At 40.7% G+C, this 23746-nt stretch carries 22 protein-coding genes; 4 read left to right on the top strand and 18 right to left on the bottom strand.

The window, feature by feature from the left end; translation table 11 throughout:
* Positions 1-11: 11 nt before the first annotated feature.
* The 9 genes from ABVJ71_RS09855 to ABVJ71_RS09895 form a co-directional block, all read right to left on the bottom strand.
* Positions 12-1628 carry a YceG family protein gene (locus tag ABVJ71_RS09855; protein WP_353853879.1) on the bottom strand — a complete coding sequence of 539 codons (1617 nt, stop codon included), beginning with the start codon at positions 1626-1628 and terminating at the stop codon, positions 12-14.
* Between the two features lie 81 nt (positions 1629-1709).
* Positions 1710-2525, bottom strand: coding sequence for an HAD family hydrolase (locus ABVJ71_RS09860; protein ID WP_353853880.1), 816 nt, complete (start codon positions 2523-2525; stop codon positions 1710-1712).
* Positions 2522-3631 (bottom strand): cysteine protease StiP family protein, encoded by a 1110-nt coding sequence (locus tag ABVJ71_RS09865; protein WP_353853881.1) that lies wholly within the window; start codon positions 3629-3631, stop codon positions 2522-2524. The genes ABVJ71_RS09860 and ABVJ71_RS09865 overlap by 4 nt, the downstream gene beginning before the upstream one ends.
* Complete coding sequence (locus tag ABVJ71_RS09870; RefSeq protein ID WP_353856632.1) at positions 3624-4955, bottom strand: phosphoribosyltransferase family protein; 1332 nt, start codon at positions 4953-4955, stop codon at positions 3624-3626. Before ABVJ71_RS09870 ends, ABVJ71_RS09865 begins: the two co-directional genes overlap by 8 nt.
* Positions 4945-6132 (bottom strand): HpcH/HpaI aldolase/citrate lyase family protein, encoded by a 1188-nt coding sequence (locus ABVJ71_RS09875; protein WP_353853882.1) that lies wholly within the window; start codon positions 6130-6132, stop codon positions 4945-4947. Before ABVJ71_RS09875 ends, ABVJ71_RS09870 begins: the two co-directional genes overlap by 11 nt.
* A 100-nt stretch (positions 6133-6232) precedes the next feature.
* Positions 6233-7012 (bottom strand): TerC family protein, encoded by a 780-nt coding sequence (locus ABVJ71_RS09880; RefSeq protein ID WP_353853883.1) that lies wholly within the window; start codon positions 7010-7012, stop codon positions 6233-6235.
* Between the two features lie 135 nt (positions 7013-7147).
* Positions 7148-7726 carry a TerD family protein gene (locus tag ABVJ71_RS09885; protein ID WP_353853884.1) on the bottom strand — a complete coding sequence of 193 codons (579 nt, stop codon included), beginning with the start codon at positions 7724-7726 and terminating at the stop codon, positions 7148-7150.
* 40 nt (positions 7727-7766) lie between these two features.
* Positions 7767-8348: a TerD family protein gene (locus ABVJ71_RS09890; RefSeq protein WP_353853885.1), complete on the bottom strand. Its 582-nt coding sequence runs from the start codon at positions 8346-8348 to the stop codon at positions 7767-7769.
* 19 nt (positions 8349-8367) lie between these two features.
* Positions 8368-8970, bottom strand: a complete 603-nt coding sequence (locus ABVJ71_RS09895; RefSeq protein ID WP_353853886.1) for a TerD family protein — start codon at positions 8968-8970, stop codon at positions 8368-8370.
* Positions 8971-9544: 574 nt separating this feature from the next.
* Between ABVJ71_RS09895 and ABVJ71_RS09900 the strand changes: the two genes are divergently transcribed.
* A complete protein-coding gene (locus ABVJ71_RS09900) occupies positions 9545-10585 on the top strand; it encodes an acyltransferase family protein (RefSeq protein ID WP_353853887.1) in 1041 nt (346 codons plus the stop codon).
* Positions 10586-10870: 285 nt separating this feature from the next.
* Here ABVJ71_RS09900 and ABVJ71_RS09905 read toward each other — a convergent pair whose 3' ends face one another.
* Both ABVJ71_RS09905 and ABVJ71_RS09910 read right to left on the bottom strand, forming a co-directional pair.
* Entirely contained in the window at positions 10871-11056 is a 186-nt protein-coding gene (locus tag ABVJ71_RS09905) for a hypothetical protein (RefSeq protein ID WP_353853888.1), read from the bottom strand.
* A gap of 73 nt (positions 11057-11129) precedes the next feature.
* Complete coding sequence (locus tag ABVJ71_RS09910) at positions 11130-11558, bottom strand: cell wall hydrolase (RefSeq protein WP_353853889.1); 429 nt, start codon at positions 11556-11558, stop codon at positions 11130-11132.
* 394 nt (positions 11559-11952) lie between these two features.
* On the opposite strand from ABVJ71_RS09910, the gene ABVJ71_RS09915 reads away from it, so the two are divergent.
* Positions 11953-13011 (top strand): DUF5105 domain-containing protein, encoded by a 1059-nt coding sequence (locus ABVJ71_RS09915; protein WP_353853890.1) that lies wholly within the window; start codon positions 11953-11955, stop codon positions 13009-13011.
* Between the two features lie 248 nt (positions 13012-13259).
* Here ABVJ71_RS09915 and ABVJ71_RS09920 read toward each other — a convergent pair whose 3' ends face one another.
* From ABVJ71_RS09920 to ABVJ71_RS09935, 4 genes are all read right to left on the bottom strand, one after another.
* A complete protein-coding gene (locus ABVJ71_RS09920; RefSeq protein WP_353853891.1) occupies positions 13260-14240 on the bottom strand; it encodes an aldo/keto reductase in 981 nt (326 codons plus the stop codon).
* Positions 14241-14367: 127 nt separating this feature from the next.
* Positions 14368-15456, bottom strand: a complete 1089-nt coding sequence (locus ABVJ71_RS09925; protein WP_353853892.1) for an SEC-C metal-binding domain-containing protein — start codon at positions 15454-15456, stop codon at positions 14368-14370.
* A gap of 190 nt (positions 15457-15646) precedes the next feature.
* The gene (locus ABVJ71_RS09930; RefSeq protein ID WP_353853893.1) at positions 15647-16585 is read right to left on the bottom strand and encodes a response regulator; all 939 of its coding nucleotides are present in this window, start codon (positions 16583-16585) and stop codon (positions 15647-15649) included.
* 4 nt (positions 16586-16589) lie between these two features.
* Complete coding sequence (locus ABVJ71_RS09935; protein ID WP_353853894.1) at positions 16590-17876, bottom strand: sensor histidine kinase; 1287 nt, start codon at positions 17874-17876, stop codon at positions 16590-16592.
* Between the two features lie 507 nt (positions 17877-18383).
* On the opposite strand from ABVJ71_RS09935, the gene ABVJ71_RS09940 reads away from it, so the two are divergent.
* Together ABVJ71_RS09940 and ABVJ71_RS09945 are read left to right on the top strand one after the other, a co-directional pair.
* Positions 18384-19364, top strand: a complete 981-nt coding sequence (locus ABVJ71_RS09940) for a glutaminase (RefSeq protein ID WP_353853895.1) — start codon at positions 18384-18386, stop codon at positions 19362-19364.
* Between the two features lie 33 nt (positions 19365-19397).
* Positions 19398-20825, top strand: a complete 1428-nt coding sequence (locus tag ABVJ71_RS09945) for an alanine/glycine:cation symporter family protein (protein WP_353853896.1) — start codon at positions 19398-19400, stop codon at positions 20823-20825.
* 40 nt (positions 20826-20865) lie between these two features.
* On the opposite strand, the gene ABVJ71_RS09950 is transcribed toward ABVJ71_RS09945, so the two are convergent.
* The 3 genes from ABVJ71_RS09950 to ABVJ71_RS09960 all read right to left on the bottom strand — a co-directional run bounded on the left by ABVJ71_RS09950 (position 20866) and on the right by ABVJ71_RS09960 (position 23696).
* Entirely contained in the window at positions 20866-21726 is an 861-nt protein-coding gene (locus ABVJ71_RS09950; RefSeq protein WP_353853897.1) for an alpha/beta hydrolase, read from the bottom strand.
* Between the two features lie 120 nt (positions 21727-21846).
* Entirely contained in the window at positions 21847-22212 is a 366-nt protein-coding gene (locus ABVJ71_RS09955; protein ID WP_353853898.1) for a VOC family protein, read from the bottom strand.
* A 101-nt stretch (positions 22213-22313) separates the two neighbouring features.
* On the bottom strand, positions 22314-23696 hold the full coding sequence (locus tag ABVJ71_RS09960) for an amino acid permease (protein WP_353853899.1): 1383 nt from the start codon (positions 23694-23696) through the stop codon (positions 22314-22316).
* Positions 23697-23746: the final 50 nt, after the last annotated feature.

Raw genomic sequence — 23746 nt, forward strand, 5'->3', positions numbered from 1 at the left:
CAATGATCTCCTTATCGGTTTTTAATGGATTGAAATAATTTTCTGACGATGGACGGCTCCTTAAACTCCTGATTCATGACCATTTCATCTAACCAATGAGTATCAAATAATTGGTCATCTATAAAACGTTCGATACACTGATATCCCGCTGGATGATACACAAAAAGATCTACACCCATTTCATTTAGAAAGATCAATGTAGCCGCATCAGAACGAGTCAGCTCTCCATTATATTCGGTATGGTATAAAATCACCTTCGGAACGGTTTGTGCATAATCAAATGTTTGAATGAGTTCAATGATATCTTGGCTTACATGCAAGATTTGCTTAAAAAGATAAATTTGAACATCTAATTCGGTTTCATTTCCTTCTCGTAAAAGCTTCGGATGTTTACATATTCGAGAAATCGCCTCAGCGATAGCGCGTTGTGTGCCTTCATATAAGTGAGAAAACTGCCAGACATTACTTCTCATTAATAATTCAGGATCAATCTCTCCAGCAGAAGATAGCGCATGCTGATAATGAAATTGATAATTCGACGTTACCTCTTTTGTAAAAGGAAAATGACGGATTGTCTTTGTCTCCTTCCACTCCATTAATGTGTGGATACGGTCCCAATATTCACGCTTGTCCCTCGTAACCCCCATCATTTTCGCAAAGAGATTTGGAATCTGTATGGATTCCCGATCCGCTTTGAAATTAGGGCGGATAAAGGAACGTTCCTTGGCAATTAAAAATAGCTCGTCATACGTAGTCTTTAATGTAATGGAATAAGGTGTATGATCTCTAAATTGCCATGGCTTATACAACATGGAATCCTCTGTGTGGAGAACCTCTTCAAGCTCTCTTGTAGAGCGATACGCCACCGTCGATTTTCTCTCGGGCTTTTCTATAGGAAAAGGTTCGAGCTTTGAAGTACCTGGGTACTGATCAATAAAAGTCAGCTTTTCCTCTGGATCTAATTCTTGAAATGGATCCTTGCCTTCTGGATGAAACAGCACAACATCACAGCCAATCAGCATTAAATAATAGAGAAAATAAAGCTGACTTTTATTCGCCTCTCCATACCAAATGACAACCGGCATCTTTTCTTCTATGTTCACTTCCTTTAGCCATTTCCCTAAATGATTATTTGAAAACTTCACCACATCCAATAAGACCCTGCGAAAGTCAGGATGCTGAAACCCGCCCTCATGCTGATGTTTAAAATGCTCAAAAACCTTGATGAGCGAAAGGCGGATATGCCGATTCATTACAGGATTAGGATGGCGCACAATCAGCTTCTCCCCGTCTAGAAAAGCCACAAAGCGGCTGACAGACAATCCCTTTTCTTTTTGATTAATCAAATGAATGCGCTGAAGTGCTTGAAAATGCTCCTGCTCAATACGACGATCAAGCACTTCACTTAAAATATGGATGCCGTCTGTTTCATATAATTCATGTAAATAAATAAAGTAATCGGTTGCATCATGTGGAGTTCCAAGTACGCGGGCGGCGAGATGCGGAAATGATAAGGTATGCTCGTCCTTTACAAAGCCGTCTCGTTCAGGTAGCGGCTTTTTGATTAGATTTTTCCAAGCTTCCTGATCCGCCCGTATATGGAAGACATTGATCTCTTTATAGCTCATGCCGCCCCTTCCTTTCTCCTATATTTTTCGTTCTGCATCATAAAAGCTACTTCTATCATATCATTCAGCCTTCTATTTCTGCTAATGAATCGAAGGCTTTTTTACTGTTACCATCTGCTCAGCCACACATGCGGTTATCTCATCCGCTGCAGCCATCCCAGAAGCCAATGTCGGCTCAAGCGACTGGTCAAAATCTAGGACTTCCCCATGTCTTGGCACAAATCCAGTATCAGCCTGACGAATGAGCTCAGCATCTAACAAAGAGTCACCCGCGCCAAATACATGTTCAAGCTGAAGCCTTTCCCTTAGAAAAGCAACAGCAGTCCATTTATTGAGCGGCTGTGGAATAAAATAAAGCTTTAGCCCCTGAAGCGAAACTTGCCAGCCTCTTTCTTCGCCCCACATCCTCAATTCAGCAAGCGGAATTTGAGTAATATACTCATCTTTCATGATCAAATAAAAAAACCTTCCCTCTGCCGTTCGAGTACGCTTGACCCAAGATGAAATCGGCAGAGCGGAAATCGCCCGCAGCATCTCTCTCACCGGCATACACAGCCTTAACCTCTCATCCACAATGGCCTGCCAATCTTCAAGCGGCTTGCCGTAATGAAGGATGCAGCCTCCATTCATCGTGACCGCATACTCCGGCTTGAGCTCTTCTTGAAAACAAGTAATTCGTTCATACTGTGCGGTCGTTCTTGTTGTCACTGGCATGAAACAACCTGCTTGATGGATCGCCTTTAAGGACTTTTTCGTTTCAACAGACATGTAGGATAACGGACGTTCATCAAGCAATTCTACTAATTCATACGCTCCGTCATAAGGATACTGCTGAATCATTCGCTGTGAATAAATCAGTGTTCGGTCTAAATCACTCGCAAACGCAATCCTCGTCATGACGATTGCTCCATAGGGCGAATTAACCCGCAGCAAGTGTAAGACATATTGGCATATTCGATCACTGGTACGCCTCTGTCTTCTGCCAAAAGCAAAATATGCTTCAGTTGATCGTGAGCTCCTCGCTGAATCAGGATTTTCCAAGGGATTCTTCTGAGCAACACACGGGTTGTCTCGCCAACACCTGGCTTAATCAAATGTGTATTTTTAATATGAAACTCCTGACCAATCGCTTCAATGGACGTCATCCCCCGCCAGTCAGCGGGTTCACCTTGCGTGAGAATTGCTTCCGCCTTCTTTTGTACATTTGATCCAATGCTAGAAAATGCGTCTTCAATCGTATCTACATACAGATTGGACACATCCTCATCTAATAACTCTTGGTAATATTTTGCCCCATGAAAATCATCGGCCTTCATCCAGCGGTTGTTTAATACTGTTCGACTGACAAGACCAGAAACAGTCGAATTTAAACAAGCACTCGGAATGAGGAAATCTTCTCTTGTTCCGTATACATTCGTACAATAGCCTGGGTCAGCCAACACAGCAAGCTCACTCGACAGACGAATGCCATATTTTTGTTCAAAGTCAATCACAGCTTTTTGAAGCTCTTTGGAAATAGCGCCTTTACCAGTCCAGCCATCAATAAAGGCAATCTCAAAGCCCGGATGTTCTTTGAGCATATAATGCAATGCATTCTCATCTATTCCTCGGTCTCGAATAATAGAGATACTGTAATGAGGCAGATCGAGACCATATGTCTTTCGAATATATCGTTTGATGAGTACCCCGATCGGTGTCCCAGCCCGCGCCAAGCTACAAAGCACCGTTTGGAAGCCTCGCTTCTTTACAATTTGTTCTGCCACAACCGCTACTGCTTCAGCCACTTTATGCTTACTTTCTTCAAGAGATTGATAGAATAAGGTCATGTAAGATGCCGTCGGCTTATACTCCATTGGCAACATTTCAGAATAGTGCGTACCACTTTGAATCGAACGCTCACGCTCTTCTGTGCTTTTCTCCATATCAATAGATGATAAGTCCTTGAGTAAAAAGGTCACATCCTGCTCTGGATAGCTTCCCATCTTTGTATACACATTAGCCATTCACCCTCACCCCATCTGATAAAGTCACAATATGCACATGCTTCACCTTCCGCTCTGCAAATAGGTGAACAAGTGGAAGCAGCGCATCATAAGAGACCTTTTTCTCGAAAAATACAAACACATCATCATATACATCTCGTGGTATGTTGTACACATAATGCTGAATACGATCATCCTCTGGGCTCGCAAACGTAAAACCATTCTTCACAGCATACCCTTCACTTGGTACCGGATGAATCGGACTTCTGGTTGTAGCATGAAAGAGAACTCCTTCTCCCATATGTGCAGCCACTCTCATCGGCACATACATGAGTTCACCAGTACCTAAACATAGCGTTTGTTTGCCCTTGCGCTCTTGCTTTAGTTTCAATCCGGCTTGGTAAACCGCCTTATCTATGACCAAGGAATCCTCTGTGTTCAGCCCAAATCGACCGGTTTCATAAATATATGGCGCATGACCGGTAGTATCTGTTACATCACGAGGTGAATACGGGACACTTTGAAAGAAAGAACAAAGTGAATGAAAAGAAAGATTAGGCCTCTCCTCATGCTCATGAACCTCATACGAGTAAATAGGCTCATCTAATGTTTTGCCGCGAAAGACCATTTGCCCCTTTAATAAAGACAATGATGTGATGTGAATACCAAGCTCTTCCTGAAGCTGATGCAATGCCGCTTCATGCTCCTCTGTACGCCAATCCAAAATGGAGAGAATGGTATAATTGTTTCTTGGAAACTTCGCATGAAGATCACGAATGATGTTGATATTCGTACGACCTGTCGTGACTTCATCATCTACTAAAATAATGGGTCGACTTGTTTGCAGAAGTTCTTCCTCTGCATAACAAAGCTGATCTGTTGCATGCGAATGCTCTTCTTCAAACACTAATGTTGGGTCAAGATGAAACAGGCGTTCACGTGTTGTATGAATGTACGATGCTCCTTCAAGTACGTCAAAAACTCCATGACCAAGTGCTGTCGCTGTTTCAGCAAAACCAATTACAATCGGACGTTCACCCGAAGAAAGCTTCTCCTTTTTAAGAGCATCATATGCCTCTGTAAGGTTAGCATGATCATCCGTCTTTAAAGTTTTAACCAAAGAGTCTTGAATCAGCGGTGTCTCGCCAGTTTGTTCTTTGACATAGGCCATTGCCAAAAGACCTGAAACAATGAGCGGTTTCACTGGATGGACGGGAATATGCTTACCGAGCACCTTACTGACAAATAAAAAGGCCCGTTTTTTGTTCACCCTTGCCGCCATGTCAAAAAGATGCTCCTTTGCCAATTGAATGTCTCCTTGTTGCAGATAAAGGTCAACCTCCATATGTTCCAAGATTTTCAGTGTATGCGGCTTCTGCTTCGGCGAGTATGTCGATGTAGCTTCTATTTTCATGAAACACCCCGTAAATGTTTGACTTGATCAATATGTGCTCTGCCCATCTATAATGCGGCTTCGTTTCATTCATCTTGTTGGAGAATACGCTCTTCATGACACCCGCTGATCCATCTGCATGTTCCAATATGCTTACTGCATCCAAATACTCTTCCTTTGTCACAACATACATACTTTGAACAGGCTTGAGATGTGTTGGATGAATGACTGTTTTTCCATGAATGCCATTTGCGACATCTAACTTTGTCTCCTTGAGCAAACCATGTAAATAATCGAATTCTGATGGATAAAATTCACTGGCCTTAGGCAGTGCACGCAAGTATGGTTTTGTGTCCTTTCGTGCTACTTCAAAGTATTCCCATACAGCACCGGACACCACAAAAGAACGACCGAAATAATTCATGATATCTGTAATCAAATCAGCAATAATCCTGATCTCATATATCGTTGTCTTGTGATCACGGCGAATGCCGTACAACCCGCAAAGATCTGTTGCACCAATGCGAATATTCAAAATATGCTCCTCGTGATTCAGCATGATTTGCTTTAATTTTGCCAGCACTGCAAATCTCGTCTCTTTTTCTAATAAATCTGGTGTTTCAAGAATGGGCATACCATAGAGTCTCGTATTCGTTTGTGTCGCTGCCAATTGTAAATTGTCTAAATACTGCACTGCATTATGCACAGAACACTTCGGAAACACAAAACCCGTCAGCAAATGAAGCGATGGACCGAGCATATTCGCCATTTTCAGTATCTGCTTCGGTGAACGAACCCGTATAAATAAGAGCGGCAATTTATCAGCCGTATCAGGAGAATGGGTCAACTCCTGTGCGAGACGTGTCAATTGTACCACCAAGTTCCGTTCCGCCGTTTCCACCTCTTGATCGCCAATTGCATCCTCCAAACAAAACACAACAGAGCAAAGCGCTTCATATTTCTGCGAAAGCAGCATATCTGCTAAATCTTGTCTCGTCGCAGGCATATACAAAGTAGCACCTAGTGCATGCGCAAGTACACGCCTTGGCGATAATGGATGAATCGCCGCTGGTCGTTTCAAAAAGATGTCGTGCTGTCTCGCTTCTGATAAAAAACGAAAGTATCGCATGCAGTGCCCTCCTCCTGTTGTTCAGAGATCATCTATCAAATGACTTGATGATTCAAAAAAGGATGGAGCCGCTATTCAACTCCATTCCTTTTTGGTCATGCTATTCTTCTTTTGAAGCTGCCGCTTCGCTCGTCACATCTTGATGCTTTTTCTTATTGATTTTATGAACAATGAACGTTCCGATAAATGCAAGAATAATAATTGCAAAGAATAATAGATGCGGAATCTCAATATGAGCAACGCTTAATGCCATTTTTGCTGCGATAATTCCAATGAGAATAAAAGCTGTATTCTCAAGCTCCGGCACACGGTCAATGAGAACAAGGAACAACTGTGCCACTGTACGCATCATGAGAATACCAAGCATTCCGCCTAAAAGAAGAATCCAGACTTCCTCAGATACAGCAAATGCAGCAAGGATACTGTCGACTGAGAACGCAAGGTCCATAATTTCAACAGAAATAACTGTTGCCCAAAAGACACCAAAGACGCGAATCATCCATCCTTCTTTCTTCAATTCCTTTGCTTCATCATCTCCGTCACCTAACCAGAAGTGCTTAATCACAAGCCATGCTAAGTAGGCAGCACCTAGGATTTTAACCCAAGCAAACTTGATGAGTAGCATCCCTACGCCAATGAATAGAAAACGGAAAAAATAAGCACCAATTAATCCATAAGTTAATGCCTTTTTGCGCTGCTTTTCTGGTAAATGCTTCACCATAACAGCTAGAACAAGTGCGTTATCAGCTGATAATAATCCTTCAAGCACGACAAGTGTTCCAATTAACCCCCATGATACAGGGTCTGTTAATACCTCTACCCACATATGCCAATCAAAGAAAGAGGCATATGTGTCAAGCATATGTTTCAAAATATCCAAATGGTTTTCCTCCTAAAAACTGTAGAAGCATCAGCAGGCTTTCGCCTGCTGTTATTCTTGATCGCTGTTAATTTCTCACTTTGGGAAAGCCCTTCTATGAGTCATTGGCAGCGACTCTGAATCTATTTCTCTTGTTTACACTTCTAACCCATAATTTTGACAAAGAGCCGCAAGTCCGCCAGAGAATCCGCTCCCGATCGCATTGAACTTCCAATCACTGCCGTGGCGGTACAATTCACACACAACCACAGCCGTTTCAATTGAAAAGTCTTCACCTAAATCGAAGCGAATCAATTCTTCCCCGCTCTCTTCATTTACAACACGAACAAACGCATTAGAGACTTGTCCAAAGTTTTGGCTTCGCGCCTCTGCATCATGAATCGTGACTGTAATTCCGATACGATCAATGTTAGCAGGAATTTTGGAGAAATCAACGAGAATTTGCTCGTCATCTCCTTCTCCTTCTCCTGTCCGGTTATCACCTGTATGTGTGACGCCACCGCTCGGATGCTGAAGGTTATTATAAAAAACAAAATCTGTTTCTTGCTGACAGCGATTGTTTGCATCCACTAAAAAAGCTGAAGCGTCCAAGTCAAATTCGGATCCGCCTGAATATTGATTCGTGTCCCAACCGAGTCCAATCATCACTTTGGTCAGCCCTGGGTTGGTTTTGGTTAAATCAACACGTTGCCCTTTTGAAAGCTGAATCGCCATAATCGTTTCACTCCTGTCTATGACATATTTGAATCAATCCTTACCCGATATCTAAGCCGTAATCCGTTGCAATTCGAGCAAGACCGCCTTGGTAGCCTGATCCGATTGCTGAGAATTTCCATTCACCGCCATGACGATATAATTCACCAGCAATAATGGCTGTCTCAATTGAAAAATCCTCTGCCAAATCATAGCGAATGAGCTCTTCATTCGATTCCGCATTTAAAATACGAACGTATGCGTTCGAAACTTGTCCGAAATTTTGACTGCGTGCTTCTGCATCATGAATCGTAATGACAAAAGAAATCTTTTCGACACTCGCTGGTACAGATGAAAGATCTACATTTACTTGCTCGTCATCACCGTCTCCAGCGCCAGTACGATTATCGCCTGTATGTACGACACTGCCGCCGCCGCCAGTTGTTTGGTTATAAAAGATAAAATCAGATGGAGAACTTGCTTTGCCCGCTGCATCTAAAAGGAAGACACTTGCATCTAGATCAAAGTCATGCCCGCCGTCATACTTGTTCACGTCCCAGCCAAGACCTACAACAACCTTTGTTAAACCTGGATTTGTTTTGGTTAAATCAATTTTTTGACCTTTCGCTAAAGAAATTCCCACAGGAACCTCTCCCTTCTGATTAAATGTAGTTTCTCGTAACATCTGCTAGTTTCGCATCGTTCGTGCCCTTTCCAACAGCAGCAAACTTCCAATCATTCTCGTGACGATAAATTTCTCCAACGATTAATGATGTTTTACCTGCGTATTCATCTTTTAAGTTATATTTAAGTAATTCTTGATTGTTTGATCGATCGACCACTCGGATATAAGCATTTTGAATCATACCGAAATGCTGGTTTCTTCTTATCGCATCATAAATGTTTACGACAAATACCAATTTATTCACATTGTCTGGGACCTTGTTTAAGTCGACGAGAATTTGTTCATCATCTCCGTCTCCTTCTCCGGTTAGATTGTCACCCGTATGCTCTACACTGCCACATCTGCTTTTCAAGTTGCCGAAGTAGATCAAATCTTTATTTTCAGTAAAACGATCGTTTTTCAACATCAACACTGAAGCGTCACAATCAATATCAGCTCCCCCGCCTCCACCAAACAGCTTTCCTAAAAAACCGCCGCCTTGTGATACTGGGTCCCAGCCAAGTCCAACAAGAATATTGGATAGTCCTGCTTTCCCTTTTGTTAAATCAATGCGCTGACCTTTTTCTAATGAAATTGCCAAATCACTCACTCCTCCACCATAATAAAATTCTATTTATTTAGCGATGGACCCTATTAAAATTATCATACATGAAAATTCGACAAAATTCATGAAATGACTATAGGACCTCTTACTCTTTTTCTATTTACTAGTATATACGATCTATGATCATTCAAGGTTTCAAGAACATAACATTTTTTCAAGGAAAAGCTTGCCATTCACGGTTCATGTCATAAACGAAGTGTTTCATGTGAAACATTGTCGAAATACGCCGATAGACAGCCTCTTGTTGATCGAGTGAATGAAAGCAATACTTGATATGTTGATATAAAAAGTTGATGTTATCTACTTGAATTTGAGGTCAACGCTCATAGCCCAGTGTTTCAGCCAGCATGGCTTCTTTTTTTACATTGTCATAAAAAATGGGAAATGTAACATGAAGATGTCAAAATCCCTTTCGTCTGTCATCTGAACGCAAATGTTTCTTCCAATCGTTAGGGAACTGTAAACGCATTGAAGGTGTACCTTTTATATAGTAAAGGTAAGTATTCAATGAACTGTTCATGACAACTAGAAGGAAGGAGACGATATGCCAATGAAGAAGAGACTCGACTGGGTAGATGCAGCCAAAGGAATGGGGATATTGCTCGTGGTCATGGCACATGTACCCATCCCTGACTCGTTAAAGCAATTCATTTATTCCTTTCATATGCCGCTGTTCTTTATATTATCAGGTATGATGTTTCAATCAGCATCACGTCCTGCTGGTCCCTTTATTCAGAAGAAAGCAAAAAGCCTGCTCTTGCCCTATCTCTATTTCTCCATTATTACGTATGTCTTCTGGTTCTTAGTGACACGCTTTTTCGCATTCAAAGGGCAAACAGATATTGACCCTTTTGTTCCATTTACAGGTATCTTTATTTCCAATGCAGATGAAGCAAGGCTGACTCATAACCCTGCCATCTGGTTTTTAACAACACTCTTTTTAGTAGAGATTCTCTTTTTCTTTATGCATCGTCTGACGAAAGGAAAGCCTGCCACTTTGATCTCACTCACCGTACTTTGCGGAATAACTGGATATGCGTCTACCTTATTTTTACATCAAAGTCTTCCTTGGAATGCCAATGTAGCCTTGACTGCTGTCGTGTTTTATTCAATTGGATTTTTGGCGAAGAAATGGTTTGTAGAATTAAAAACAGACCCAACCCTTCTTCTGTGTACAGGGCTATTTGTTCTCATCGGGTACGTGCAACATTTTAATTCACGGGTTGATATGCGAGTCAATGAATTTGGCGATATTCTGATCTTTTATGTTTGTGCACTGCTTGGCTCAGCCGCTGTTATTTATTTGAGCTTCAAATTCAAAACATCGTCTATTTTGACGTATCTCGGACGAAATTCCATTGTGATTCTCGTATTACAGTTTGCCGGAATTGATATAATGAAAGCATTTGTTTATTACGGACTTGGTGTCGATATTTCTGACACAACGCAGTTCTCATGGACACTCTTTTATACCATTGGCACCTTGCTTCTCATGGTTCCATGCATCTCCTTTCTGAGCAAATATCCAATGCTGCTCGGCAAAACGACCAAAACAACACATCACTACGAACAAAAAACATCCGCCAGCTAATCTGACGGATGTCTTCTTTTTAATCATTGATTTGTGATGGATAAAGTGTCATCCCTCCACCGACAAATCATGTTGTACCTGTGATGTGCACAGCTTCACTTGAAACTAGAAATGCCCCAGTTACATTGACATCCGTGACTTTTTGCCATTGATCTAGTGTCATCTCATGGGGCTTCTTCTCCATTAAATGAATTATTCAAAAACTCATCCACTGTTTTGAAATGCTCTAGCGCCGCACCCATTAACGCTCAAATTCCTTCCTTTTTAGAAACATCCGCATGTACCTTAGACCCCGTGCTGGTGAATGGCTTGGACAAAAGTCTTTTTTTGCACCATCTTCATCACCTTTATAGTTCCACCACATTCATTTGTTCTTGTCCAAATGGAATTGCTACTGCCTGTCCAATTCCTTTTAAATTTTAATACATCTTGATTTCCTCCAATCACGTGCCTGCTTCTTTGTTGGTACATAATGGCTACCCATTTTGAAAAAAGGAAAAACACAATCCCCTACTTTCTTGAAAGGATTGTGCTGATGATCAAGCTAAAAGGTGTTATATACATTTTCACACGTTTCTGCTGTTGGTTGATAAAAACAATGCGACTTATACCTTGCAACAAACGGCTGATTGTACCATGTAGACGGACAATCACCAGGCGGCCTGAAATACCAAAGGCTAAATTTCGCTGGCCAAAATCGCTCTCCATTAATATTCCTTCTTGCAAGTGTCTTTTCACTTTCTCGTGCCCGTTGATAAAAATACCCATGTGTGACCGCTTCAAACGCATGCTCCTGATAAATCATTTGTGGAATCGTACGCAGCCCTTTAAAGTCAGAGCAGTTGGCACGCAAACGGTTGATGCCCACATTCCCTACGAGCAGCATCCCTTTTTTCCCTTCACCCTCTGCTTCCGCCCTCAGCAGTCTAGCCAATAAATCAATATCAGAGCTTGTCGCTCTTACCACTGCCATACATCCACCTCCATCTCATTTCCCTTTTATTTTATGTAGCGATTTTGTGTAGATGACTGCCATTTTGACATGAAAAGACGCTATGTCTGTCGATAGCCTGTCTTAAAAAAACAATGATGGAGAATTTCATACAGGACAAGAGTCTCACATTACAACAACATGCCGTCTATGCGGAAAACCAACAAATATTAAATATGAGATTCATTTTTCGAATTAGCGCCAATTTTACCAATAGAATTCTATTAGTTCTTAAAACACACTGAGATATTGACAGTACTTTCGCTTCATTCTACAGTTAAAAAACAAACAGTATTTTTCTTTTTGTGCAAAAAGATCGATATGAGCTAAGATTTTCCAATGAAATTCACCATGAACCCGAGGAGGAAATGAATTCATGTTTAAAAAGAAATTATCCCTGTTTCTTCTGATTTTGTGTTTGACTGTTGTCGCTGCAGCTTGTAGTGGAAAAGATAAAACAGCCGCTAAAGAAAACGATACGAAAAAATCTCTTGATGCAGCAGAGGTCAAGGTGGAAAGTGCTGAATATACATTACCGCCTCAGTACGATACATCTGTACAAGATGACCAATATGTACTGAAAGTGAATGTATCTGTAAAAAACATCAGCAAAGAACCTCTGAATGTCGACAAAAGCAACTTCACGCTTTATCAAGATGATGCACAAGTCTCTACAATCTCTCCAGATGACTACAATGAAGTATTATCTACCAGCTCGCTAAATGCTGGAAAAGTATCAAAAGGTGGTCTTTTCTACGTCGTTGATAAAAACAAAGATTATCAGCTTGTATACACAGAGCCTGCTTCTGAATCGAAAAAAGACGACAAAACACTAGAATTCGATATTAAAGGAAAAGACTTAATGAAAAAAGCAGATACGCTTCAAGCATCTGCAAAAGCTCTTTCTTCTTATATCGATGTCATGATCTTTGGTAAGAAAAACGACGATTTCGAAAAATTAACTGGTGATAACAAATCAACCGTAGTGAACGAGTTTGATAAGTCGTTCAAACAAGGCTATATCTCTTCTTCTGGTATCTCATCAAGCTCAGCTAAAGACGAAAATCTTGATAAGCTATTAAAGGCTGTCAAAGAAACGTTAGCTGAAAAATCTAAAGTATCGACAAAAACAAAATCAATCAGTGGTGATAAAGCAGTGGTATCTGTTACAGTAACACCAATTGATGCAAGCCCACTTGTCGATCGTTTGAAAGAGAAAGCAACTGAATTCTACAGCAAAAATCGTTCAGCGTCTTACAATGATGCACAAAAATATCTACTCTCTATCTATCCAGATGAGTTTAAAAAATTAGGACCATCATCATCTGAAGAAACTGTAGAAGTCAACATGAAGAAAAATGATATTGACCAATGGAAACTTGACTTGAACGATTACAAAACAAGCAGTTTAGTCGAAAAATTCATCAAGAACTAATAAAAAAAGCCACCGATTTCGGGGGTCACAGATTGTTGGCAAAGGGGTAAAATGATATTTATTTTACCCCTTTTGTCTTCTTTTCAGCGTGAATTAAAATGTTTAAAGTCTAGGAAAACCCGTGCTACGTGCTACTTGTGCGGAGCGAATGAAACATCTCGCGCACCAGTGCTCGATATCTGACAACAAATGCGAGGATTTGTCTACAAGCTGAAATAAGGTGCAGCAGCGCACCTTATTTTTTCGTTTTAAGAAAAGATTTGATCAATTTGCTTTATTTCTTCTTCAGTCAATTGAACTTCATTTGTTTTGAGGTTTTGCAGAACCTGCTCTGCCCGTTTTGCACCAGGAATTATGGCATCAATGCCATCCCTTGTTAAGAGCCAAGCCAGCGCAACGTGCGCCGCTTCTGCTTGTTTCCTTTGAGCAATCGCCTTCAACTTGTCTACTTTTACAAGGTTTTGTACAAAAGCTTCGCCTTGGAAAAGTGGGTCCTTCGCTCGAATATCATCAAATGTAGCATCTTTAGTGAATTTGCCTGTCAATAAGCCTGATGCCAATGGAAAATAAGGAATAAATGAAATGCTGTGTTCAACGCAGTATGGGAGAAGATCCTGCTCTGCCTGACGCTTTAACAGGGAATACTCTGATTGGAGTACATCTAAGTATCCATCTCGGTTGAAAATTTGAAGCTGTTCAAAATCTAGATTAGATGCACCAATTGCCCTGATTTTTCCTTCATCCTTTAATTCCTTTAAAGTACCTGCCACTTCATCAAGTGGTGTTTTTCCATCTGGGAAATGCATATAGTACAAATCAATATAATCCGTTTGCAGTCGTTTGAGACTATTTTCTACTTGCTGTCTTAAGAAGTCACGACTATTATCGAGTTCGATTTGCCCGTTTACTTCTTTATGAGCCCCTTTTGTTGCAAGGACAAGTTCATGACGATTCCCTCTTTTAGCAATGATTTCACCAATCAATTCCTCCGAACGGCCAAATCCATAAATAAAGGCAGAATCTAAGAAATTGACACCTTGATCAAGAGCGGTTTCCACAAGCTCACGTCCAGCCTCTTCACTAAGGTTCGGGAATAAATTATGTCCGCCTACTGCATTCGTTCCAAGTCCTATCGGATTGACCTGTAAATCAGTTCTTCCAAGCGTTACCTTTTTCAAAAGCTCATCTCCCTTGTCTGGTTCATCATCCTTATTTTCCCATGAACCCATTTTAAAATTCAAGTTTCCCGCTCTCTCAAAACCAATCTGTAGGTGAACGAATAGAACATCAAAGACGCTTATATGAAAATAAAAAGGTGCGGAACCTAAAATACGGTTGACGCGTCTTCTTTAATGACTATGATACTGTCGCCTCTTGCTCTTCTTTGACCGCTTGTTCAATATCTTTAAAACGGCTAGATACAGTTGACGCACTAATACCATATTTTTTAGCCAACTGTGCTTGAGAAAGTGGTGCTTCACTTGTAAGCGAATGAATATAGTATTCAATCCCCGCAGCAAATGACTCTGCTTTACGGATGACCGGTGATTTTTGATCACAGTATGCTTTCCAAACAGTTAGAGCACCATCTATCAAGCTTTGATCACCATGTTCTTTCATCCCATCTTCAATCAGCTTCGCTGTTTCAAACTGAGCATCACTTGTCCAGTCCATACGCTCTGCTGATAATCTTGTGCCTTCTTCAGTTTGATGAGCGATTTCAGACTCTACAACTTCTTGTTTTGCAAACATGCACTTCAACACTTCAGGATATGACTCTCTCATAAATGTGGTACGCTCTCCCCCATTTACTTCATAGTCCTCGACCAGTTGGCGAATTTGAAGTAGAAGTGTATCTGTAAGCTCTTTAGCAAACATCGTATATTGAATGAAGAACTCTGCTTTTTCTTCAAATTGAACAGGAAAGCCAAGTACGAGACTGCCCTTTTCAGGCAGTACAGTTTGATCCGGTTTCACGTCAACTTCAACCTTCTTATTTGTTACCATATCTTCAAAATAAAGAGATTTATCTGTTTTTTCATTGAGTAATAGTAAAGATGGCTCCATGTCCGTCCAAGATTGGACCACTTGTCTTGTTTTCGGACGTGTAATATCTCCTGCTCTTTTTGAAAGGAATTCACTAAAAATCGTTTCACCTTTCTCTGTTAATGGACGGAAGAAGATGCCCCAAACGCTCAAATGAAATACTGAGATTTGTTGCGTTTCTTTATCCATTTCTGCAAGAAAAGAAAATTCATTTATGAATTGATTGATCGCTCTCTGATGCTTAGAAAACGCATAATTCATTAAATCCTTTTGAACTTGTACAACTTCCTTAAACACAAGCTCTGACGTTTGTTGCCTGCCTGATTTCTGACCACAGCAATGTTTATATTTTTTTTCGCTTCCGCACGGGCAGAGCGCATTTCGTTTAATTTTTCCCAAAATAAAACCTCCGACATTCTAGTCTAACCTCACTATTTTAACAAACGATTGTACAAGAGGGCTTCATTTTCAAGAAATAAGAAAAATCAGAATGATCAGAAAGATGGGCAAACCTTACTGAAATGAAAGTTTATCATAGGAAAAACACCAATCCTCTGTTTATATTCTCCATTCATTCCAACAGATTTTTTCAGCTCATCCCTTCGAAAAGCTGTTTTGCTTCAAAATAAAAGATTTGAATAAACTTCTTCGTATTTACTCTGCCAGTCGATCCGGCATGTGAAGATGTTTTTTGCATCTCTTTCATTCTTTGGCTGACATCGGTAAAATCAAAAAACTTCGAAGCATAATGTTCAAACTTAGGATTCGAGAAATCTGTTAGCCCAAGTGAAGCGAAATGATTCAATGAATGATGTATCGCCCGTCTAATACGCTGTTCAGCTGCTTTCACTTCCCTCATCACCTCAACATCGCTCGCACCGTGATGCAGCTTTCTTTCCGCAGTCTTGATAAAAAGCTGTTTTAATGGAGGGAAATTCACTTCGTGGGAATTGGCTGTCTGTGTTTCATGTAAATATGTGAGAATCTCAAGTAAATCCTTTGAGCCACTCTCCCCCACAATGCCTAATTCAGATAAGAGAAACTCGCCAGCCTCTTTCATCGTTCTTCGCTTTATTCCAGTTCCCGCTTCATGAGTGATCATCGGCTGTAAAGGCAACACATGTTGAAGTGAAGCTTGAATATCGAAAATTGATTTCTCCAATTTTATGCGCTCAATCACTTTTCGAATGACACTGACAATCTCAATGCGGTTGACAGGCTTATGAATGTAATATTCAATTCCCAGTTCATAGGCTTCTGCCATCATTTCTTTCGCCTCTACTTGAGAAATCATGATGACCTTGCCTTTGAATTCATGTTGAATATGCCGAACCGTTTGAATTCCATCTCTAGCAGGCATCAGGAGATCAATCAGAAGGATGTCTACTTTCTTTAAGTTCAATGAATGAGCTTCTAATCCATCTCCGTCATCTGCTTCATCCACTACCTCTCCCAAATCTTCATCCTCTATGATTTGGCCTAAAATCGAGCGTATCGCACGATCATCATCTGCAATGAAAAACCGCATACACTCACCCTCTCTGTATTAAATTTTTTATAGGAAGGATCAGCTTAAAAGCCGCACCTTTTGTTTCTTTTTGTTCGATCAACAATTGACCGCCAAGCTCTTGAACCAGTTCTCTAACATACGATAAACCAATCCCAGTAGACGGCGTACCAAATTCATCAAATTTTGACGTATAACCTGGGTCAAAAACAATCTCTCTCAGCTTTTCAGGAATACCCGGTCCATCATCCTCGATCCGAATCTCTAATTTATCATCAATTCCTTTAAGGACGAGTGAGATTGTTCCGTTATCTTCTATCGCTTCAACCGCATTTGACATCAAATTATTAATCAATGATAAGAAAATAAAGACATGAAAATCCTGCATATGAATTCCTTGAATATCGGACTTAAATAAAATGGTTTTACCAAGGGATTGGGCATATTTCTCTTGAATGCCGATCACAAGTTGAACAAGCTCTTCTGCTTTCATATAGTCTTGCATATTTTCCTTGGAAATCAGCTTAGACAGCCCAGCAAAAATACGCTGATTATCCTTTTTCACTTCATGAATTTCTCCTGCCAGCTTTAATAACTCTTGACTCACTTTCTTACCTGCTTCGTGGTCATTCAATATGCGGTATAGCCGGTAAGATTCTTGCGTAATGTGTTCTGTGTGCTTTAATGTCTTCTTCAAATGTACGGTTTCCTCGTATAAATTTGAAATGACCATCATCATATGCTCATTCTGTTTCATAATTTGTTTTTCTCTTGATTGTGCCTCATAGAGCTTCATCATATTAAAAAAGCTGATGACCACAAAACTATGAGCAAACGCAATTAAGACCATATCACTCAGCTTTGATAACGTCATGGTTGTATCAAATACCAAAAATTGTACAAATAGCTCTACAAAATCAGCAAGTAATTCAATTATAAGACCGATCAGTCCAATGAAAATAGATTGTTGCTTAAAACTCCCAGTACGGATGAAATAAAACAGGAAGGCATAAGTAAGATAAAAAAAGAAGCTTGGGAACTGTTGATAAAATGATTCCACTACATCAGCCTTGTGCTGAATAAGATCTAACCCTACTCGAACAATAACAATGGCTGTTCCTGTTAAGAAGCCAGGCAATAGCGGTCTTGATTTCCTTAAAAGTAATAAACAAAAGAAAAATGCGGGTGGACCGAAGCTAATGCGAAATGTTTCGTTCACAGGATAGAATTTCAACTCTCCTGCAAGGGGCACAATTACGATCATAAAAAATAAAATGAATGCGTCCTTTTTAACAAGCTGATTTATACTCAAATGACTGACATCCCTTCACCTTTTGCATAGCCACAGTATACAAGGAGACGCTTTTCTTCACAATGTACAAAAAAATAATTTTCACCCCAAGTTTTATCCACAAAATCATTTTTTAAGACTATTCTCCGGAAAAGCAAGGTGACCTTTCAGCTATCCGACTTTTGAAAAATTTTCTACAATGATCAGAATTATTTAACCCAATAAAGCCGCACAGATTTTTATTTGTAAGTTTTTTTGTAGAATTTCGTCAGATTGTGTAGTTTCCAAGATAAATTGAATGAACAATTTTAGTGAAACTATATGTAAGCGTTTTCTGAATTTTCACTAAAAACACTTTCTTCGCCAAAGCCTTTATTTGAACATACATTTAGGTGTAAAGGAGTGGGACAAGCAGCGCATGACAAGTTCATTGAAGATGTGTAACATGTTTTCGTGCCTATTTGATCGCATTTTTTGTCATCCGCCAATTCAATAGTGTACTTTTTTATTTTTGATTGGAGGAATCGTATGAAAACAGCTATTTCTAATCCTACGCAACACGAGTGTCAGTCTTCTGTTGATCAATGGGCAGAAGAAATACGACCTTATTTCAAAAACGGTCAAAATGCTGGCTACATTCCAGCACTCGGAAAAGTCAATTCCTCTCAACTGGGTATCAGCGTCATAGGACCAGATGGATCATCCGTTCGATATGGTGACTGGGACGTTCCCTTTACCCTGCAAAGTATCTCAAAAGTCATCAGCTTTATAGCTGCCTGTTTAGGAAGAGGTGTACCATACGTCTTAGACCGAGTAGATGTAGAGCCGACTGGTGATGCATTTAATTCCATCATACGCCTTGAAATGCACAAACCAGGAAAGCCTTTTAATCCAATGATTAATGCTGGAGCTATTACCGTATCCTCCATTATTCCCGGTAGGACTTCTACAGAAAAGTTAGCATATATTTTCGATTTAATCGAAAACTTAATAGGTCAGCACCCTTCTGTAAATGAAGAGGTGTACCAATCAGAATGGGAAACTGCCCACCGAAATCGGGCACTTGCCTATTACTTAAAAGAAACCAACTACTTAGAGTCAGATGTTGAGGAAACATTAGAGGTCTATTTAAAGCAGTGTTCCATTGAGGTAACAACAGAAGACATCGCCTTAATCGGACTGATTATTTCAAGTGATGGCTATCATCCTTTTAAACAAGTCCAAGTCATCCCAAAAGATATCGCAAGACTGACAAAAGCGTTAATGCTGACATGCGGCATGTATAATGCGTCTGGTAATTTCGCTGCATTCGTAGGCGTTCCAGCCAAAAGTGGTGTGTCTGGAGGAATTATGGCTTGCGTTCCGCCAAGCGCAAGAAGAGAATTCCCTTTTAAAACAGGCTGTGGGATCGGCATTTATGGTCCGGCCATTGACGATTGCGGAAATAGCATTACAGGCGTCATGATGCTAAAAAAACTCGCCAAAGAGTGGGATCTCAGTATTTTTTAAAAAGAACAGTGATGAATTCAAAGAGGTGTTGTTATGAACGAAAAAGCTTTGTTATCTTATTTAACATATACAAATGATTTTATTTGGACTTATATTATCATTGTGCTGTTACTTGGAGTTGGGATTTTCTTCACGTATAAAACACGCTTCCTGCAAGTCAGAATGATCAGAGAAATGGTGCGTGTCCTTAAAGAAGGAACAAAAGAAAAAGAGGGCATTTCGCCGTTCCAAGCATTCGCCATCAGTATGGCGGCGCGTGTAGGAACAGGGAATATCACAGGGATTGCCATCGCTATTGCTATTGGCGGACCTGGGGCGATTTTTTGGATGTGGATCGTAGCCATTATCGGTTCTGCCTCAAGCTTTGTCGAAAGTACACTGGCTCAGGTGTATAAGGTGAAAGATCATTCAGGATTCCGCGGTGGACCTGCTTATTACATGGAAAAGGGTTTAAACAAACGTTGGATGGGGATTTTATTTGCTATCCTTATTACGATTTCATTTGGAGTCGTCTTTAACGCTGTTCAGTCTAACACCATTACAGTCGCCTTCAAAAGTTCATTTGGACTTGACCGTTTAATGGTTGGTATCATCATGGCTGTCATTTTCGCAGCGATTATTTTCAAAGGAGTTCATGCGATAGCAAAGGCATCTGAATACATTGTCGTTGTGCTTGCCATTGCCTATATCGGAATTGCCTTCTTTATCATCGTAACAAATATCACAGAACTCCCTGGCGTTATCGGAACCATTGTGAAACATGCCTTTGGATTTGAACAGTTTGCTGGTGGTACACTAGGCGGTGCTTTACTGCAAGGGATTAAACGCGGTCTCTTCTCAAACGAAGCCGGTATGGGTAGTGCACCTAACGCAGCAGCGACTGCTGTAACGAGCCACCCTGTCAAACAAGGATTAATTCAAGCATTTGGTGTGTTAACAGATACATTAATCATTTGTACAAGTACAGCCTTTATTGTTTTGTTCTCTGATGCGTATCAAACAACCAATTTACAAGGAATTGAATTAACACAGGTTGCATTAAGTGATCACATTGGACCTTGGGCATCCGGTTTCCTTGCGATTATGGTTTTCTTATTCGCCTTTAGTACATTAATTGGTAATTATTACTACGGTGAAACGAACATTGAATTTCTTGGAGCAAACAAATTTTGGCTTAATTTGTATCGAGTTGCCGTTATTGGTATGGTGCTCTTCGGTGCCGTTGCCAAAGTTCCTGTTGTCTGGGGTCTAGCCGACTTATTTATGGGTTTCATGGTCATAGTCAATCTCATTGCGATAACCATGTTGTCTAAGGTCGCCTTTGCGGCATTAAAGGATTATACGAGGCAGAAAAAAGAAGGGAAAGACCCTATCTTTTATAAAAGTGCCGTTCCGTACAATGAACACATTGAATGCTGGGATGACGAACCTGCAACTATTAAAAAAAATCAAATTGGTTAAATGTTAAAAAGCTCTGGTCATCCGATCAGAGCTTTTTCCTTCACTTCAAAAATTCCAGCATGAGCTGATTTACGATGTCTGGCTTTTCATGGTTGATCCAATGCGAGGCATCATCGACAAATATCAACTGTCCATTTGGACAAATTTTGATCGTTTCTTTCGCCAGCTTTCTGCTAAGAAATTTGTCCTCCATTCCCCATATCATCCGAACAGGAACTAGAATACGTTTTGAAATTGGCTTTTCAAAGCCCCCCTTTTTTATGGCTCGATACCAATTCAGCATCGAAGTGATGGCTCCAGGCTGTGTCCATGCAAGTTTGTAGCTTGAGACATCCTCCTTGGTGAACAAATGTGGTCTAGAGCTAAGACCTATTGCCTCGTCCAGCCTTTGAAAGTGATTTTCCTGAAGCGCTGCCTCTGGTATATGTGGAAGCTGAAAGAAGGCGATATAGGAGCTCTTTTTCCATTGTGGCGGATAAAAAGGGAGAACCTTCATCATGACACGTGGATGCGGCATATTGACGATCATTAGTTTCTCTACATATTGAGAACGCGTGGAAACCAAATGCCATGCCACAGCCCCGCCCCAATCATGCCCACCGACAATCGCTTTTTGATTTGGACTAAGCTCCTTAATCAGTCCAACGATATCATCTCTCAACTTATCCAAGACGTATGATTCGATACCTTCTGGCTTATCGCTTAGATGATACCCTCTTTGATCTGGAACGACTACACGGAAGCCAGCCTCAGCCAGCGGGATGATTTGATGTTTCCATCCGTACCAAAACTCTGGAAATCCATGCAACAGCACAAGCAGCGGACCATCCTCAGGACCAGCGATTGCTGTATGGAGTGTTACACCATTTGTATGGATATATTGAAACTCGATTTGTTCCATTCCTTTGCCACCCTTCCCCTTGTCCTTTTATTCTTCCAACATAGCATATTTTCCATTTTTCAGAAAATAAAAACACTCTCACAAAAAACCTCCACCTTTGGTATTGGTGAAGGTTTTCCTTTATTTTATATAATTCAAAACCCAAATAATTCCATTCTTCCGATCCTGTACCTGCCCGTTTAGTGCACCAAAGAACGTATCCTGTAATTCCACTAGCACATCTCCATCCGCTTCAAGCGCTTCATATACGGCTTTTAATTCTTCCTCATTGTCAAATTGCATGATTAGACGAAGATTCTCCGGTTTTGGTGTGCGGCCGAACGTATCTGAGAAATGAAGCAACGATTCACCAAGGTGCAGTTCAGCATGTAACACACGATCTTGTTGCTCATTTAAAATATGAATGTCTCCGCCAAAAATCCCCTGATAATATTGAAGAGACTCTTTGACATCATCCACTACAATATAAGGACTAACGCTGATCATTTGACTCATCCTCCTCTTGTTCCGTACAGCATGCTCTTATATAGCTTATCCCAAATCGTAAGAAAAAAGGCACAAATCGTCAACGGATTTGCACCTTTTTCTCATGAAGTTTTCGCTAATTCACTGTGTCTGTTTGAATAAGCTGCATACATGACAAAACCGATCAACAACCAAACCCCAAAGTAAAGCCACGTCCGGATTGGTAAATTGAGCATAAGGAATAGGCAGCAACCCATAGATACAATGGGCAATACCGGAACAAAAGGAACTCGGAATCCCCTTTCGAGCTGTTTGTGCGTCTTTCTTAAAATGAGCACAGATAAACTCACCATCGCAAACGTCAACAATGCCCCAATGTTCGCTAAGTTTGAAAGATCTTTCAAATCAATAAATCCTGAAATAACAGCTGTCATTCCGCCAATCATCCATATGCTTGCAACAGGCGTATCACTCTTGCTTGTTTTCGAAAAAACTTTAGGTAAGAGACCATCACGCCCCATCGCATATGCGATTCGTGTCGCCGCATAATTATTGGCGAAAATCACAGCCATCAATCCAATGACAGCACCGACAGAAATAATGCCAGCTACGCTATGCTGATGCACACTTTGGAGCACATAGGACATCGCTTCTGTCACATTTAATTCTGTATAATGCACCATTCCTGTCATGACCAAACAAACGGCAATGTAAATGATCGTACATATGAGTAATGACCCAATAATGCCAATTGGCAGGTTCCGCTGTGGATTTTTGACTTCTTCCGCAGAAGCTGAAATCGCATCAAATCCTAAAAAGGCAAAAAACACAGCAGCTGCGCCCGCAATGATACCTTCCGCACCAAACGGCATGAATGGCTGCCAGTTATCTGGCTGCACATAGAAGCCACCTACTACAATGAAAAGAACAATAATGCCAAGTTTCACAAATACCATGATATTATTGAACTTTTTACTTTCCTTCGTTCCTCTTGATAAAATCCACGCAATCAGTAAAACAATGAGGATCGCTGGCAGATTCATAAGCCCGCCTTGTTCAGGTCCCGCTAGGAATTGATGGGGGATGGATACACCAAACCCCTCCAGCAAGCTATTGAAATAACTGGACCAGCCACTAGCAACAGCCGAAGCGGTCAGCATATATACGGACAATAAGGTCCAGCCCATGAGATGACCTACAAGCTCACCCATCGTTGTATATGAATAAATGTATGCACTTCCAAACACAGGCATCGCCGAAGCCATCTCTGCATAGCAAAGTGCTGCTAAACTGCACACAACCGCTGCAATAGCAAAGGAGAAAATGACGGCCGGTCCTGCATCCTTTGCTGCTGTGATTCCGGTTAAAACCATGACCCCCGTCCCGATTACAGCCCCGATACCTAGGAGTGTTAAATCGAGTCCTCCCAGCGTTTTCTTTACTTTTTGTTGTCTACTCTGTTCTAACAAATCATGAATGTGTTTCTTACGAAGAATATGTCGCAAATCCTTTCCCTCCAAAACGTTAGAAAACCACAAAATCATTCATATTTCAT

Source organism: Bacillus sp. Bos-x628 (assembly GCF_040500475.1).
GTDB lineage: Bacteria > Bacillota > Bacilli > Bacillales > Bacillaceae > Bacillus > Bacillus maqinnsis.